Annotated in this window: 11 protein-coding genes, 1 tRNA gene and 1 pseudogene; 4 read left to right on the forward strand and 9 right to left on the reverse strand. The window is 70.7% G+C overall.

Annotated features, from left to right (window positions below):
• The first annotated feature begins 60 nt into the window (after positions 1-60).
• The gene (locus BLU79_RS40895) at positions 61-1539 is read left to right on the forward strand and encodes an MFS transporter (RefSeq protein ID WP_177001375.1); all 1479 of its coding nucleotides are present in this window, start codon (positions 61-63) and stop codon (positions 1537-1539) included.
• Between the two features lie 107 nt (positions 1540-1646).
• On the opposite strand, the gene BLU79_RS40900 is transcribed toward BLU79_RS40895, so the two are convergent.
• Both BLU79_RS40900 and BLU79_RS40905 read right to left on the reverse strand, forming a co-directional pair.
• Entirely contained in the window at positions 1647-2669 is a 1023-nt protein-coding gene (locus BLU79_RS40900) for an STAS domain-containing protein (RefSeq protein WP_093911120.1), read from the reverse strand.
• 313 nt (positions 2670-2982) lie between these two features.
• Positions 2983-4512 carry an FAD-binding oxidoreductase gene (locus tag BLU79_RS40905; RefSeq protein ID WP_177001370.1) on the reverse strand — a complete coding sequence of 510 codons (1530 nt, stop codon included), beginning with the start codon at positions 4510-4512 and terminating at the stop codon, positions 2983-2985.
• 294 nt (positions 4513-4806) lie between these two features.
• Here BLU79_RS40905 and BLU79_RS40910 point away from each other — a divergent pair, with 294 nt between their 5' ends.
• From BLU79_RS40910 to BLU79_RS40920, 3 genes are read left to right on the forward strand one after another with little or no spacing between them, the layout of a single operon-like run.
• On the forward strand, positions 4807-5946 hold the full coding sequence (locus BLU79_RS40910; RefSeq protein ID WP_256333645.1) for a hypothetical protein: 1140 nt from the start codon (positions 4807-4809) through the stop codon (positions 5944-5946).
• A complete protein-coding gene (locus BLU79_RS40915; RefSeq protein WP_093911122.1) occupies positions 5939-7615 on the forward strand; it encodes a polyprenyl synthetase family protein in 1677 nt (558 codons plus the stop codon). The genes BLU79_RS40910 and BLU79_RS40915 overlap by 8 nt, the downstream gene beginning before the upstream one ends.
• Complete coding sequence (locus tag BLU79_RS40920) at positions 7612-8274, forward strand: hypothetical protein (RefSeq protein ID WP_093911123.1); 663 nt, start codon at positions 7612-7614, stop codon at positions 8272-8274. Before BLU79_RS40915 ends, BLU79_RS40920 begins: the two co-directional genes overlap by 4 nt.
• Here BLU79_RS40920 and BLU79_RS40925 read toward each other — a convergent pair.
• From BLU79_RS40925 to BLU79_RS40955, 7 genes and pseudogenes are all read right to left on the reverse strand, one after another.
• Entirely contained in the window at positions 8167-9348 is a 1182-nt protein-coding gene (locus BLU79_RS40925) for an LLM class flavin-dependent oxidoreductase (RefSeq protein WP_093911124.1), read from the reverse strand. The two genes, BLU79_RS40920 and BLU79_RS40925, sit on opposite strands and share 108 nt — an antisense overlap.
• Positions 9349-9452: 104 nt before the next feature.
• Positions 9453-10133, reverse strand: coding sequence for a hypothetical protein (locus tag BLU79_RS40930; RefSeq protein ID WP_093911125.1), 681 nt, complete (start codon positions 10131-10133; stop codon positions 9453-9455).
• Between the two features lie 45 nt (positions 10134-10178).
• Complete coding sequence (locus BLU79_RS40935; protein ID WP_177001371.1) at positions 10179-10988, reverse strand: DUF642 domain-containing protein; 810 nt, start codon at positions 10986-10988, stop codon at positions 10179-10181.
• A 563-nt stretch (positions 10989-11551) separates the two neighbouring features.
• Positions 11552-11624 (reverse strand) — tRNA-Lys (locus tag BLU79_RS40940).
• Positions 11625-11757: 133 nt separating this feature from the next.
• Positions 11758-13332 carry an amino acid permease gene (locus tag BLU79_RS40945; RefSeq protein ID WP_256333646.1) on the reverse strand — a complete coding sequence of 525 codons (1575 nt, stop codon included), beginning with the start codon at positions 13330-13332 and terminating at the stop codon, positions 11758-11760.
• Between the two features lie 48 nt (positions 13333-13380).
• Positions 13381-15456: an FG-GAP repeat domain-containing protein gene (locus tag BLU79_RS40950; protein WP_256333647.1), complete on the reverse strand. Its 2076-nt coding sequence runs from the start codon at positions 15454-15456 to the stop codon at positions 13381-13383.
• A 257-nt stretch (positions 15457-15713) separates the two neighbouring features.
• A pseudogene (locus BLU79_RS40955) lies at positions 15714-15958 on the reverse strand (RNA helicase); the annotation flags it as partial.

The raw sequence follows: 15958 nt of genomic DNA on the forward strand, positions 1-15958 counted from the left end.
CAACACCCCCTACTCCGGAAGGAGTTGATCGTCGTGCGTGCCTCGATCGCTGCGGGCGGGCTGAGCACCCGCAAGTGGGGCATCCTGCTCGTGCTGTGCGGCGCGATCTTCCTCGAAGGCATCGATGTGGCCATGCTCAATGTGGCCCTGCCGTCGATCCGCGCCGACCTCGGACTGCCCACCGGTGAGCTCCAGTGGGTGATGAGCGCCTACGTCCTCGGCTACGGCGGCTTCATGCTCCTCGGCGGACGGGCGGCAGATCTGTTCGGACGCCGTCAGATGTTCGTCTTCTGGCTCGCCGTCTTCCTGCTGTTCTCCGGACTCGGCGGCCTCGCCACCGAAGGCTGGATGCTCATCCTCGCCCGGTTCATCACGGGCGTCGCCGCGGCCTTCATGACTCCGGCGGGCCTGTCCATCATCACCACGAGCTTCGCCGAAGGGCCGGAGCGGAACAAGGCACTGCTCGTCTACTCGGGCACCGCCGCAGGAGGCTTCACGGTCGGCCTGGTCACCGGCGGGCTGCTCACCGCCGTCGACTGGCGGTGGGTCTTCTTCGCCCCGGTCGTCCTCTCCTTCCTCATCCTGGTCGCGGCCCTCGTGTTCGTCCCCAAGTCGGCGCGCCCCGACAGATCCGGTCAGCGGGTCGACGCGGCCGGCGCGCTCACCGTCACCGCCGCCCTGGTCCTGATCGTGCTGGGGGTCGAGCGTGCGGCCCACGCCGGGATCGCCGTCAGCGTCGGCACGCTGCTGGCCGGGCTGGCGTTCCTGGCAGCCTTCCTCCTCATCGAACGGCGTTCCGCGGAGCCCCTGGTACGCCTGGGTATCTTCCGCAACGGCGCCCTGGTGCGAGCGAACCTCTCGGCGATGCTGTTCGCCGCCGGCTTCTTCGGCTTCCAGTTCCTCGTGGTCCTCTACCTCCAGGAACTGCGCGGCTGGTCAACCCTGCAGACGAGCTTCGCGATGCTGATCATCGGCATCGACGCGATCCTTTCGCCGACCCTCACCCCACGGCTGGTCACCCGCTTCGGAAACGCCAAGGTGATCTTCGGCGGCCTCCTGCTCGCGATGCTCTCCTACGGGCTGTTCCTCCCGGTGGGAGCGGACTGGAGCTACGCGGTGATGTTTCCGAGCCTGCTGATCCTCGGCCTCGCCTTCTCCCTGGCATACGGCCCGCTCACCATCGTCGCCACGGAGGGAATCGCGGAGGAGGAGCAAGGACTCGCCGGCGGTCTCCTCTACACCGCGTTCCAGTTCGGTGCGGCCCTCGGCCTCTCCGCCGCCACCGCCGTCACCGTGGCCACCCCCCATACACAGACTCCCGCCGCCCTGCTGGACGGTTATCGAGCCGGCCTGCTCGTCCCGTTCGCGGCAGCCGTCCTCGCCGCAGCCATCGGCGCCTTCGGCCTACGGTCCCAGCGGGGAGGCACACCGCACACGGAGCCGGACGCCGCGGCCGAGGGAATGGACGCCCCCGCCTCCTCCGTCTCACCCGTCTCCCTCGCCTCTCCCGTCTCTCCCAACTCCCCCGTCTCCCACTGACCCTGGAAAGGACAGGCTCATGGCCATCACCGTCAGCGAGTTCTCCGCGATCCAGGCGAGGCCGGAACTACCAGGTCAAGGCGCATGCGGGGTGGTGGCACATCCGCTCATGCATGGGTGGTTCCGGACGCCAGGCCCCAGTGTGCTCCGGGGTCGACAGGGGCACCGGCGGCCCGAGGCGCTGGAAGCGAAGGTGCGCTTCCCCGAGACAGGGTCAACACGCAAGGAGCGACCCGACCGGGCAGTCCGACCATCTCCCCGTGGTTCCGCCAGCCCCAGGAGTCGTAGGCAGATTGTCCGGCCCGGTCGGCCGGATGGAGCAAGGCGACTCCGAGTTCGGCATGCCCATCGGCCAGCAGACGCTGTTGCAGACAGCGGCCGATGTCGCGGTGCTGAGCGTGCGGGTGCGTCACGACCTGGGTGAGGAGCAGGAACCGGGCACTGCCGGTGAGCCGTTGGATGCTCTCCTGCAACCCTCGCTCGAACCGGGCACCGGGGCTCACCGGAAATGCGAAGGCACACCCCACCAGCACCGTCGTCTCCGCGACCAGCAGCGCGAAGCCGGGCCGTCGGGCGCTGACGGCAAGCCGCCGAAGGAAGCCGTCCCGCATGGAGGGGCCCGCCTCGGCCAGGTCGGCGATGTCCTCGCTGATCCCCTCCACCTGCCGACGAGTCAGTCTGCGCAGGCGGATCCCCTCCTTGACGACCGGGGCACCGGCGCGGTCGCCGGACGTCTGCGTCCCGCCGGCCGACGGGCCCGCCGTGGACGTGTCCGGCAGGTCGCGGAGCAGGGCGGGCGGCACAAAATGTGCCGGGGGCGCGAGGAGCAGGGGCGCGGAGCCGGTGACGGCGAGGAGCTGGGTGACCTGCGCGCACGGATGGTGCAGCTGCAGGCAGGCGTGCACGCGGCCGGCATGCCGTGACGCCGTCAGGAAGACGTCCAGACCCTTGGCGTCACAAGAACCGACCGTGGTGAGATCGACGTCGATGGCGGTCATGCCGTCGCGCAGGCACTGCTCAAGCGCGGCCCGCAGCAGGGGCGCGGTGGCCGGCCAGATGTCGCCGACGAGCGCGACGAGGGCCCGCTCCCCCCGGTCACGCCGGTGGATGTCCAGACGCTGCACGGCCATCACCCCGCCCTTCGGCAGGGAGGCCCACTGGCCTGGGAAGGGTGCGGAGTTGTCGTGATCGCGGTGGGCATGATGCCGACCCGTCTCCGCACCGCCGCTTGGACGACCCGGGGTTCGTCTCTCGCCGAGGCCGACCCGGCAGGACCGCCGGAGTGCGTGATGGCCTCGGTATCTCCACCGTACGCCGCCGGCCGCCTCGACCCGCCCTGTGATCCGCTTCCATCAGCGCATCGGGCAATGGTGCGCCGGACATGGAGATGGAGATGGAGATCGTCGCGCTCTGATACGGCGTCGAGGCGTGCGTCCGACCGTCTCAGCCGCGGGGACCACCGACGGCCTGCTGGTAGCGAAACAGGCCGGTGGGGTCGTAGCGCCGTTTTACGGTGACCAGGCGGTCGTAGTTGATTCCGTAGTAGGCACGCTGCCAGTGGTGCAGGTCCGGGTCGGGGAAGTTGACATAGGCCGCGCGGGTGGAGAGGCGGCGGCAGAGCATGTGGTGGGCGGAGCGAGTCTGTTCCAGGAGGGCGCGGACCTCGGACGGCGGGGCGCCGGGCTTCCAGTGGGTACCGATGTCGATCACGAAGGTTGCGCGGCGATGCGGGTAGGCCGTCTCGTCCGGGCGCGGCGTGGCGCTTTCGCCGCCCATGGCGAACAGGGTCACGTAGCCCGTGGCCCGGCCCCGCCCCGGCTGCCAGCCCCGTGTCCAGTCGGCCACAGCGGCCACCGTGTCGGGAGTGGGCCATCGGGCGGGGACGAGGGACTTGGAGGCGTAGGCGTCCTTTGCTCCGGGGGTTTCCATGAGGTAGTCCTGCGCGGACCAGAATCCGCGTTCCTCGATGAAGGTCCGGGCCGGTCGTAGTCGGAGGAGGGGTGCGAACAGGCGGCGCAGGGATTCCTCGCCGCCGAGCCGCTGCCCGAGGAGCACCAGCGAGGTGCTGCCGTCGCCGGCGTGCTTGAAGCCGATCCGTACATCGAAGTCGTTGTCGCCGTCCGCGTCGAGGATCTGCCGGAGTTCTTCCATCACCCGGACGCCCGCGTGCAGGCCGAAGGCAAGATCGAAGACGGTGGCGCGCAGACGGCCGACCGGCACGGTCTCGAAAACGAAGCCTGTGTTGATGCCGAAGTTGCCGCCCGCCCCGCCCCGACAGGCCCAGAACAGGTCGGCGTTCTCGTCGTCGGCCGCGCGCACCAGCGTCCCGTCCGCGAGTACCACCCGGGTCTCGGTGAGCCGGTCGCAGGTCAGGCCCCATTTACGGTCGTTGAAACCGAGCCCGCCGCCGAGCGTCAGCCCGGCCACGCCCACTCCCGGGCAGCGCCCACCGGGAAAGTAGAGGTTCGCCGCACGGGCCGCGTACACGTCCGAGTTGGTGGCGCCGCCGCCCAGCCGCAGCCGCCGGCCTTGTGGCACCACCTCGTTCAGCGCGCGCAGGCTGATCACGAGACCGGGGGTGGTGGAGTAGCCGGCGTAGTTGTGTCCGCCGGAACGAGGTGCGAAGGGCACTCCGTGCTTGGCGCACCACCGGATCGCTGCCGCCACGTCGCCCTCGGTCGCGCAGGCGAGGACGCCGGACGGCTGGACGGAGGCGTAACGCTGGTTGTCGGGCGCTGCCTGTGCCGTGTACGCCGGAACCCCGGGGCGGTGCAGGGCTGCCGCCGGACTGAGGCGCTGCCTCAGTTCGCTCCACGCGGCCGGCTCGACACCCTCACCCTCGACAGGCGGATGGCCGGCGTCCGCACCGGAGCGGGTGCGAGCAGCGGCCGCACCGCCGCCCGGACCGATCAGGCTCCCGGCGGCCGCGAGGGCCGCTGCGGTCCTCAGTACATTTCGTCGGTCGGTCTGCACGGGTGGACCCCTTCGCGGTGAGCCCGGACTCCGGGCGGCAGACCCGGGTACCAGGGAGAAACGGCCCTGGTCGGCGGGCCGGATCCACGATGAGGGGGCATCGGGGCAGTCACCGGCTGTGGCACCCGGACAGGACCGCAATTCACGCGAACGGAGCCGGACGCCCGTTCCGGCTCAGACCGCCACGGCACCCGGGCCGTATGACTGCCGCATCACCGCCTGCCGCATAACTGTCGCTCCACAGAAACGGTTACTCACCGTATTCAATGACTCCACTCCGTTACCATCCGGTGGGTGTCGACGATCCCTACGCTCTGGCCGGAAACCGATTTCGGTGTGTCCGGCCCGTTCCCGCGAGCTCCGCTGACTCATCCGTTGGACCGCAGGTGGCTGCACTACGCCTTCCTGTCCCGGCAGGGCGGACAGGCGGTCATCGCGAACCTCTCCGTCCTGGGGGCCTCCACCGGCGCTGTCTCCGGTGAGCCGGGGGCGGCCCACGAAGACGAAGTGGCCCCCCGCACCGGCCCGGAACCGCAGCGCATGGCGATCCTGCTCGTCCACGAGGAAGGCCTGGGCTGGTCGTCGAGCCAGTTCAACGCGGAACAGCCGTCCGCCCCTTGGTCGGCCTTCCGGCTCCCGCGCCCGCGCCCGCACGGCAGCCCGGGCGCTCAGGACGGCTTCCGGGTCGCGGGGCGTGGTGACGGACCGGTCGTCGACCTGCACCTGCGCCGCACGAGCAGGCCCTGCACCTCCCAGTGCGCGCCGTTCGGCGACGGCGAGCACCTGCGCTGGCAGTCCGAGCCGGGCATCCTGGCGACCGGCACCCTGCGGTGGTCCCGGGCGGAGGCGGGAGGCGATGACACCGAACGGCACACCGACCTGATCGGCTATCACGAACGGGTCCGCGGGCGCTGGAGCTGGCCCGCCCTGGGCGGCTGGGTGTTCGGCTTCGTCAACGACCCCGGGGGCGACCCCACCGGTCCGCCACCGTCCGCCGTGGTCTTCACCCTGATCCAGCCGGCCCGGACCGGCCGCCCCGTCGACGCGGCGAACGGCTCGGTCATGCTGTGGCGGGACGGCCGGCCGGTACGGCACTTCCCGCGGCGCAGCCTGCGCATCACGGTGCAGGACACCCTGGCCAGGGACCGGGTCGTCCTCGTCCCGCCGCTCGCCGGGATGCTGGGCACCGCCCCTGCCGCCGCCGTTCCCCGGCGGCTGCTCATCACGGCACGGATGGGCGAGGACCGGCTCGTCATGGACTTCCACGCCCGCACGGCGGGCCGGATCGCCAACCCCTCGGAGACGAGTCTCAACCCGTTCAGCGTGCACGAGACGCTCGGTGAGTGCGAGGTGGACGCTCGCGTCTCGGGACGACGTACGTCCTTCTCGGCCCTGGGCATCGTGGAGTTCGCCGGCGGTGCGAGCGGTGACTGACCCGATCCCGCTCCGTACGGGGGCGGCCCTGCTGACGGCGACCGTCGACGAACTCTCGCAGCGGGCGCCGGCGATCGTCGCCGCGGCGGCCGGACAGATGCGCGGCATCCGGCTGGGGCTCGGCTTCCACGACGGCAGCCGAGCCCTGCTCTCCGTCCGGCACAGCCGCCTGGTCGTCGAACACCCCGCCGACGGCGTCGAGGCGGCCGACCCGGATGTCGAGGTCGTCTTCGACAACCGGGCGCTGAACCTCCTGTTCGACCTGCAACACCGTCCGGCCGACCAGGCGCTGCCGGACAGTCTGGACACCCGCGGCCCCCGCGAGCAGGTGCTGGCCGTCTGGCGCGCCTTCAGCCTGCTCGCCCAGCGTGCCGCGGGGCTGCGCTCGGTGCAGGAGCTGTGGCGGTCCTACCGGGACGACGCGCCCGCCCCATGGGGTGAGAGGGCCGACGAGGACGAGCCGCCCGGGCCCGCCGAGAGCACCTCCGGCTGGGAGGGCATGGACTACCTCCTGCACCGCCGGCCGCAGGACGCCACGGGCGGCGGCGAGCCCGAGTTGGTCGGCGGCACGGTGGTGACCCGCCCACGCCTGCTGTGGGACGGCCGTGGCAGCTCGCCGTGGTGGCACGAATCGCCGGTCCACGACGCCGATCTGCTGGCGACGATGGCGGCCTGCCGGGCCCGTACCGGCGAGGCGATGGAGGCTTTCGTCCCGTACCGGGAGCCCAGGGCCGAGCTCTACGACCTGATGCGGCTGTACCCGGCCCGGCAGGGCAAGGGGCTCCGGCCGACCCTCACCATCGCCGCCTGTGCCGCCTTCGGCGGACGCCCTGAGGACGCCGTACGGGCCGCCGCCGCGCTGGAGCTCTTCCACAACGGCTTCCTCGTGCACGACGACATCGCCGACGAGTCCACCCACCGGCGCGGTCTGCCGACCCTGCACGAGGAGCACGGCATCGGCCTGGCGGTCAACTGCGGTGACGGGCTCAACCTCCTCGCGGTGGACGCGATCCTGTCCAACCTGGACACGCTCGGTCTCGCCCGCACCCTGGCCCTCATCCACGAGGCGATCCACATGTGCCGGGAGTCCGTGGAGGGCCAGGCCATGGAACTCGGCTGGATCCACCAGCACGTGGTGCCGGCCGAGGACGAGGCGTACTTCACCATGAGCACCAAGAAGACCGGCTGGTACACCTGCATCAGCCCGTGCCGCATCGGCGCGGTGTGCGCGGGGGTGACGGACCCCGCGCTCCTCGGCCGGTTCGACGAGGCGTTCCGGCTCATCGGCATCGCCTTCCAGATCCAGGACGACATCCTCAACCTCGTCGGCCAGGAGGAGCTGTACGGCAAGGAACCCCTGGGCGACCTGCTGGAAGGCAAACGCACCGTCATGCTGATCCACCTCTTCCGCACCATGGCCGAAGCGGAGCGGCCCCGGATGCAGGAGATCCTGCAGCGCCCCCGGTCCGCCAAGGCCCAGCAGGACGCGGAGGAGATCCTCGCCGCGATGCGGCGCCACGGCTCCATCGACTACGCCGTCGACCTCGCCGCCCGCCTTGCGGACGAGGGCATCACCCGGTTCGAGGAGGACCTCGCCGTGATCCCCGAGAACGAGGGCAAGGCCGTCCTCCGCCAGATCGCCCACTACGTCACCACGAGGCTGCTATGACGCACGGGACCGAGACACCCGAGACCGAGACACCTCAGACACCGGAGCCGGGCACGGCCGGCACCGCCGAATCCCAGGATGCGGCGGTGCTCGACCTCGTCCGCCGCAGCAACGCCCGGACGCGCGCGGTGCTGTGCACCCTCGCCCGGCACGGGGTCGCCATGCGCCACGAGGAGCCCGAGCGAGCCGCGCGGCTGCTCGAAGCCCTCGGCGTATGGCCGGTGTACAAGGGCGGACAGTTCCTGTTCGACCTGCTGGAGTGGGAGGACTTCATGCTCGACGGCGACCCTCCCCCGCCGATCCGGCCCCAGGACCTCGCGGCCGCACTACGCCTGCCGCTGCGCCTGCTGTCCGAAGCCGTCGACACCGCGCCGACCATGCTCCAGACCGGGCCGCTGCACCGCACGGCCGCGGCCTTCGACCTTCCGCTGCGCTTCCTCACCGTCACGGCCAAGGCGGCGCTGGACGGCATCGCGGGCGACCTCGGCACCATGGCCGCGCCCCCGGCCGACGCGCCGGCCGACGCGCCGGCCGAGGAGGGGCCGGGCGGGTCAGAGCGGGAGCTTCCCCAACTCGCGGGCGGATTCCATCTGTACCAGGACGTCGTCCTCGGCACGGTCTCGGTCGCCGGGCCGCTGCTCGACGGCGGAGTCCGCTAGGCCGTAGGCGTCGGCGATCAGCTCGTACGAACGGATCCGGGCCGCCACGCTGGGGGCGGGCGAGACGATCATCAGCTCCTGCGCGCCGGTACGGTCCACCAGCTCGTCCAGCCCGGTCCGTACGTCCTGCGGGGTGCCGCACACGGTGTCGGCCAGACAGCCGTCGACGAACTCCCGCTGCTTCGGGTTGAGTTCGCTGCGCTCGCACTCGTCGGGATCCGGCACCAGGCCCGGCGGGCGGCTGCTACGGATCCTCAGCATCGTGTGCGCGCCGGTGAGCGCGTGCCGACGGGCCTCAGTCGCCTCCGCCGCGGCGAAGGCGAGGACGGACACCATGGCGTACGGCCGGTCCAGGACCGCCGACGGACGGAACGCGCGCCGGTAGAGGTCGAGCACCGGGGCGGTGGCGGCGGGCGCGATGTGATGGGCGAACGCGAACGGCAGCCCCAGCGCCGCCGCCAACTGGGCGCCGGTGCCGCCGGAGCCCAGCAGCCACACCGGTGGCCGCCCCGATGCCGGCGCACCACCGGGTACGCGGCTCTGCACCGGGCCGGGCACCGCGTGCACGCCGGCCAGCGGATGGCCTTCGGGGAAGTCGTCGTCCAGGAACCTGATCAACTCGCCCACCTGGCGGGAGTAGTCCTCGGGGCGCTCCAGCAGCGGGTCGGTGCGGCGCAGCGCGGTGGCCGTGGCCAGATCCGCGCCCGGGGCACGCCCCACGCCCAGGTCGATCCGCCCCGGCGCCAGCGCCTCGAGGGTGCCGAACTGCTCGGCGACGACCAGCGGGACGTGGTTGGGCAGCATCACGCCGCCCGAGCCGAGCCGGATGCGCCAGGTGTGCGCGGCCAGATGGGCCAGGATCAGGGTGGGGCAGGACGTGGCGACGCCCGGCACCGAATGATGCTCGGTCACCCAGAACCGGTGATACCCCCGCCGCTCCGCCGTCCGGGCCAGCGTCACACAGCCCCGCAGTGCCCGTGCGGCGGTGGACCCACTGCCGACGACCACGGGGTCCAGCACGGACAGCGGCACCGGAGCCCTGCCCCGCCGCGGCCCCCGGATCTCCGTGTCCATGCGCTCAACTCCCTTGGCCTCGCTACGCCTTGCCCCGCTCGTGGGGGAGGGTGACCGGAGCCGGCTCCGGTCACCCACCATTTCTCCGTACGGCCCTCTCCGGGTCAGAAGAGGTTGCCGCCCAGCGCGCACTTGGTGACACCGTTCATCGTCACCAGGCCGTCCTTGTTCTTGCCCGGCTTGGCGCCGTTCACGTGGCGCACCGACGCGGAGATCAGCCAGCCGTGCTGGTCGGCCTCGTTGGTGCGGACGTGGAAGTCACCCATGACCACCATCACCCGACCGCCCTCCTCAAGACGGTGCGTGGGACGCTCCGCCTCGGAGACCGGTGTGGGCGAGTAGAGGTAGGAGGGCGTCATGTAGTCGTCGAAGACCATGCCCGTCGGGGCAGAGATGCGCAGTTCGACGCGTCCCGGGCGCACCGGCACTCCGCCGGAGGTGATCAGGACGGCCAGGCCGGCGGGCTTGGGGTCGTCGAGGTCGATGCTGGGGGTGACGGCCTGGTCCACGCGCAGTTGGGCGTCCACCCCCGGCGTGGTGGTCTGGCCGACGGGCTCCTTCGTCTGGCCGATGGGCTGCTGCCCGCCGCCGTTGCCCTGCCCGCGCGCCTTCAGGCCCTGCTGGTAGCCCCAGTCGTAGCCGTCGGCGTAGTAGTCCTGCTCTCCGCTCCTGCCGTCGCGAGGCGGCGAGGTGCTCGGCCGTCCGGCCAGCGCGTCCATGCGGCCCTGGTCCTCACCGCGGTCGTAGGCGTCCTGTTTCGTGGTGTCGATGCTGACAGTGGTCATGTCCAGCTCCTCACTGTGACGGGGATGACGGTGCGCCTGGGGCGACTAGAGCGTGACCTGGCCGGTCTGCTGCCACTGCTTCATGGCGGCCTCACGCCCCTGCCGCTTGCCCCGGACGTACTCCGCGGCGGCATCCCGCTGGTTCTGGCGCAGTTGCTCGGAGTTCCTCTGACACTCCGCCAGCTGCGCGGTGAGGTCGTTGACCTGGCCGGTGAGGTCGTTGACCTTGTTCCGGAGGTCCGTGAGCTGCTGGTCCTGCCCGGTGGTGGTGGTGCCCTGGTTCTGGTTCTGGTTCTGGGTCGTGGTGCCGGTACCCGAGCCCTGGCCGTCCGTCAGGCCGATGACCGACACGTTGGTGACGGCCGACTGACAGCTGCCGGGCGCCATGCCCATGAAGGTGATCGTCGTGCGGCCGCTCCGCGCCTGGAAGGAGAACTCCTTCCGCTGCCAGTTCGCCTGGCCGAACCCGACTCCGGGGTCGAAGTCCCGGGAGGTGATCTCGGTGCCGCCGGTGTCGTCGGTGACCTTCACCGTGAAGTTGTTCTGCTTGCCGTTGCAGTTGCCCCACTCGTCCGGGCTGCACTCGAACGAGAGGCTGTAGGTGGCCCCCGCCTTGGTCTCGATGGTCTGCCTGATGCCGCCCTGGGTGAACTCCCGTCCCAGGTCGACGGCTTGAAGGCCGTTCGGGTGGTGTGCGAACGCGGCGTTGAGGTGGTCGTAGCCCCAGATGTTCACCGGCTCCCAGGCCGTGGCCCGGTAGGGGACGGCCGGGTGCACACCGCGCCACGACTTGTGGCTTCCGGGGACGACGGGCTCGGTGAACGTGCCGTTGCGAACGAGGTTATCCGTGGGCATTCGAGGTTCCTTCCAGAGAACGAACCGGACACCAGCACCACGCATGTCGGCATGGGGTGTCACGGTTCTGCCAGCCCTCGGCGGGATCCCCCCTCCGCTGGCCAACCCTAAATTCGAACTACGGCAGCCGCATCTTGTGACGTCGCAGGCCTCGAACAAGGCCAAGATTGTCCAATGTTCGATTAATGGTTCACGGGCGGGAGTACGCCCCCCACGGCTGAACACCAAGGTGACAGCACCCGTCGACAGCGGGCCCGGCCATGCCTGGCACCTGCCCGGCCGGCAAGGCGCAGCCGCGATCATCGCGGCGATCGTGGCTGCGGCCGGTGTAATCCCATGCAGGGAGCACTGACGGTGGTGTCCGCGAACTCCTCGGGGATTGCCTCGGCGTCAGCCCGGCAACCCACCTTGTGCCGCTGGTACATGGCGAGGTTGGAGTGAAGCGATGCTGTTGCGCATCGCGCACGCACGGACCCGAAAACGAAGCAGCGCCCGACCCGACCGAAGCCGACTCAGGCGCTGCGCAGCAGGTCAGAGGGGGGGGTACCCCGTCACCCGCACCGTAGGCCCTGTGGGACTCGAACCCACAACCAATGGATTAAAAGTCCACTGCTCTGCCAATTGAGCTAAGGGCCCAGGCGATGTTGCCACCCCGAGCATAGCCGCACGTGGCCGAGTCTCCGATCGGGTATCGGGGTCACGGCCACGTCGGCGCGCCGAAGCGCTACGGATCAACCGGTTACGGATCGACTGGTTACGGATCGACTGGTCATGGATCAACCGGTTTGGGCGCCCCCACACGATCCGCCTCCCGCGCCACCGTCCGCGCATGCTCGGGATTGAGGAACCAGTGCCGAGCCGAGACCCCCCACCAGATCGCGGCGAACCCGAGGACGGCCAGAACAGCAACCGGCGCGTAGTTGAAGGTCTCCCAGGTGACCGGGGACACCTGCGGCAGCATGAACAGCACCGTGATCACGCCGACCCACACCACCGCCGCCACGCCCACGAGCCCCGACCAGCGGCCCAGATGCCACGGCCCCCGCTCGAAGGCCTCCCCCTTGCGCAGCCGCAGCAGCGTCGGGATGACGTAGGCGATGTACAGGCCGATCACCGCGATGGAGGTCACCGCGGCGTACGCCGTGACGTTGATCAGGTAGGGCAGGCCCAGCACCAGCGCCCCGCCCGCCGCCAGCCAGACCGCCGCGACCGGCGTCCGGGTGCGCGGGCCGACCGTGTGCCACACGCGGGAGAAGGGGAGGGCGCCGTCGCGTGAGAAGGCGTAGATCATGCGGCTGTTGGCCGTCACGGACGCCATCCCGCAGAACAGCTGCGCTCCGATGACGACGAGCAGCAGCAGCTTGCCGGCCGTCGCGCCCAGTGCGTCCAGCAGGATCTGGGCGGGCGGCGCGCCCGTCGGGGACGCGAGGGCACCGTCGTACGACCGGATCGCGAAGGTGAAGCCCAGCAACAGCACGAATCCCGCGATCCACGACGTCCAGATCGACCGCACGATGCCCTTCGGGCCCGCCGTCGACGCGTCGTGCGTCTCCTCCGTCATGTGCGCCGAGGCGTCGTACCCGGTGAAGGTGTACTGGGCCATCAGCAGGCCCAGCAACACCACGTACACGCCGCTTCCCCAGCCCGTGTTGTTCACGAACTCGCCGAAGACGAAGGACGCGGACCGGTGCTCGTCCGGTACGAAGGTCAGCGCGCCGACGATCACCGCGACGCCCACCACGTGCCACCACACGCTGATGCTGTTCAGCAGCGCGACGATGCGTACGCCGAAGGTGTTCAGCAAGCCGTGCAGCAACAGGATCCCGGCGAACAGCAGGATCGTGCGGCCCGGCGTCACCTCGAAGCCGAACTGGAGGTTCAGGTACGCGCCCAGGAAGGACGCGGCCCCGAAGTCGATGCCGGCCGTCACCGCCACCTGGCCGAGCACGTTGAACCAGCCCGTGAACCACGCCCAGGCGGCGGCCGTACGGGGCGGCGCGAGCCGGTGCGCCCAGAAGTACAGGCCGGCCGATGTCGGGTACGCCGAGCAGATCTCGGCCATCGACAGGCCGACGAACAACGTCATCAGACCCACCGCGACCCAGCCCCAGGTGATCACCGCCGGGCCGCCCGTGTTCATGCCGAACAGGTAGAGGGTCAGACAGCCCGACAGGACCGAGATGATCGTGAAGGAGACCGCGTAGTTGGAGAACGCCGACATGCGGCGGGCGAGCACCTGCGTGTAGCCGAGCTGGGCCAGCCGCTCTTCATCGGAGAGATTCTCATCCGGAGCATCCGAGATCTTTCCGTCCGACCGCCCACTCGCTATGGCGTCATCTGTCATGTCCCCAGCAATTCCCTCGCCGGGGGCCTGACACACGTCACAACTTGGCTAGAAAAGGCCCTTGTAGCCCTGCCAGCCGCTCGCGATCTTCACCCGCGGCCCGAACGTCCCGTTCCCGTTCCCGGGATTGCGGTACAGGTTCCCCGCCGTGTCCCGCGCGACCAGGTCGTTCTTCCCGTCCCCGGTGATGTCGCCGACGCCGACCACGGCGTTGTACGACGCCCCCCACTGCGCGGCGATCTTCACCCGCGCCTTCAGCTTCCCGTCGCCCGCGCCGTCGAGCCGGTACAGCGCCCCGTACTTGTCGTGCGCGAGCACATCGCCGATCCCGTCGCCGGTCAGGTCACCGGCGCCGACCAGCTTCGTGTAGCCCTTCCAAGCCGAGGCGATCTTCACGCGGGGCTTCAGCTTCCCGGCGCCGTCGTTCGCGAACACGAAGACGTCACCCGTGGACGCCTGACGCGCCAGCAGATCCGTACGGCCGTCGCCAGTGAGGTCGCCGGGCGCGGTCAGGACGTCGTACGCCTTCCAGCCCGTGCCGAGGGAGGTGTGGCTGCTCGACGGGCTGTACGCCGACGACCCGCACTTGCCGGCGTACCGGCGCAGCTCCCCGCCGGGTGTCCGCAGCAGCATCTCCGCGCACCGGTCGCTGCCCATGTCGCCGAACGGGACGGCCACGGTCCCGGCGGGCCAGCCCGAGCCGGACTGCTTCCAGTCGAACGTCCCCTTGCCCCCGGTGTAGTGCAGGGTCAGGGCGCCCGAGGAGTTGAGGGTGACCAGTTCGCCGTAGCTGTAGTCGCCCTGGTCGTGGTGGCCCTGGCGGCCGCCGGCGAGCCCGAGGGCACCGCTCGTCGTGTAGCTGCCGGTGCCCTCGGTCGCGGTGGCGGTCAGGGTCCAGGTGTAGCGCCCGTTGTAGGGATACGTCCCCGCGTTCGTCTTCCCGGTCCAGCCGACCTCGGCCTGCGCGCCGCTGCCGCTGCTCGTGTACACGGCACGGCCGCCGGAGTCCTTCGCCGTGAACTTCCAGGACACCGGCTTGTTGAACTGCCAGGTGCTGTTCCAGTACTTGTCCTTGGCGTTCAGGTAGTCGTCGTCCGGATCCGCCTCGATCACCGCCAGCGCCGACGACGGCACGCCGCTCTGCACGATCCGGGTCGCCTTGTCCGGGTCGACGTACGCGATGTCGCCGCCGAACTTGTCCACGGCCCAGGTCAGCCGCCGCTGGTCGGCGGTGTTCCCGGCCGGCAGGTCGGCGATCGCGCGGACCGCGGCGGCCGTACCGGTGTGGAAGTCGGTGAGCAGCAGTTTCCCGGCGGTCCGGTCGTGCCGGACGAGATAGCCGTCGCCGACGAGGGCGGGCCCGGACGGCACGGCGATCTTCTTCTTCGCCGCCCGGTCGTACACGCCCGCCGCGCCCGTGGGCCCGCAGTTCCAGTACACCCAACGGCCCACCGTCTGAAGCTCCTTGACCGTGCAGGGCGCGCCCGTGGCGAGCGTCTCGACGGTCTTCTTCTGCTCCAGGTCGTACGCGGTGACGGTCCCGGCGCCCGAGCCCGGCGTGTACAGCCGCGGGCCCCACACGGAGGCGGCGGTGACGGAGCGGGTGAGGCGGACGTCCTGGTACCGGTAGCGGTTCAGGGCGTCGACGTACTGCTTGCCGGTGGAGGCGGCCTCGTAGACGAAGTAGCGGCCCGTGATGTCCACGAACCGGCCGCCGGTCATGGGACGTTCGTCCGCCGCGTGGTAGCCGTCCTCGCCCGTCCAGATCTGCGCGTACTCCTCCCCGTCGTCGACGAAGAAGTAGCCGACGCCGCCGTTCCCGGCCGCCCGCAGCGCCACGCAGGAGCCTGCATCGCACGGCACCCGCTTCACGTGGCCGCCGCCCACGAACGTGCCGGCGTAGCCCCGGCCGCTCAGCTCGCCCGCCGAGGCGCCGTCAGCGGAGATCGGGCGGTTGATGACGAACGGGCCACCGCTCGGGGCGGTCTCGACCGTCGTCAGTTCGCCGCCCGCGAAGTCGATGCCCCACACGCCGTCCACCGACTGGACGGGCGTGGGTGTGGTGTCCGCAGCAGCCGGTACCGCGATCGTCAGCGAGCCGGCGCTCAGAGCTGCCAGACCCACCAGAAAGGAGCGTGCGCGCACACGCCGAGACAAGGGTCCCTCCCCAGGGAAACGAGAACGAGGCCCGCGCGTCCGTGCCGAAGCCCCCCGGCCGCGCGCCTCCAAGAAAGTCAGCGGATGCTAACAACCGCCGCACAGGTAGCGGTAGTCGAAAAGGGAACGACTGTTCCACCGCGCCTCATGACACGCGAAGGGCCCGTACGACCGGAGTCGTACGGGCCCTTCAGAAATCAATCGGCGTCAGCCGTTACGGCGTCTCAGCCGTTGCGCTTCCAGCGCGGCTTGTCGTCGCGGCGCCCGAAGGACGAGCCGCCGGTGCTGCCGCGGTGGTCGTCACGGCGGCCGTACGGACGCTCGTGGCCGCCGGAGCGGAAGCCCGGACGGTCGTCACGACGGTCGCGGTTGAACGGACGGTCGCTGCCACGGTGCCCACCGCGCTCGTCACGACGCTCGAAGGGACGGCCGGCCGGACGGTCGTCGCGACGGAAGCCGCCACGGTCGT

The sequence above is a fragment of the Streptomyces sp. cf386 genome, from assembly GCF_900103585.1.
Classification (GTDB): Bacteria; Actinomycetota; Actinomycetes; order Streptomycetales; family Streptomycetaceae; genus Streptomyces.

What these genes read in the sequence shown, in the direction of transcription:
- BLU79_RS40900 (WP_093911120.1), bottom strand. Translation starts at nt 2,669, where the DNA reads ATGGCCGTGCAGCGTCTGGACATCCACCGGCGTGACCGGGGGGAGCGG.
- BLU79_RS40935 (WP_177001371.1), bottom strand. Translation starts at nt 10,988, where the DNA reads ATGCCCACGGATAACCTCGTTCGCAACGGCACGTTCACCGAGCCCGTC.
- BLU79_RS40925 (WP_093911124.1), bottom strand. Translation starts at nt 9,348, where the DNA reads ATGGACACGGAGATCCGGGGGCCGCGGCGGGGCAGGGCTCCGGTGCCG.
- BLU79_RS40930 (WP_093911125.1), bottom strand. Translation starts at nt 10,133, where the DNA reads ATGACCACTGTCAGCATCGACACCACGAAACAGGACGCCTACGACCGC.
- BLU79_RS40945 (WP_256333646.1), bottom strand. Translation starts at nt 13,332, where the DNA reads ATGACAGATGACGCCATAGCGAGTGGGCGGTCGGACGGAAAGATCTCG.
- BLU79_RS40920 (WP_093911123.1), top strand. Translation starts at nt 7,612, where the DNA reads ATGACGCACGGGACCGAGACACCCGAGACCGAGACACCTCAGACACCG.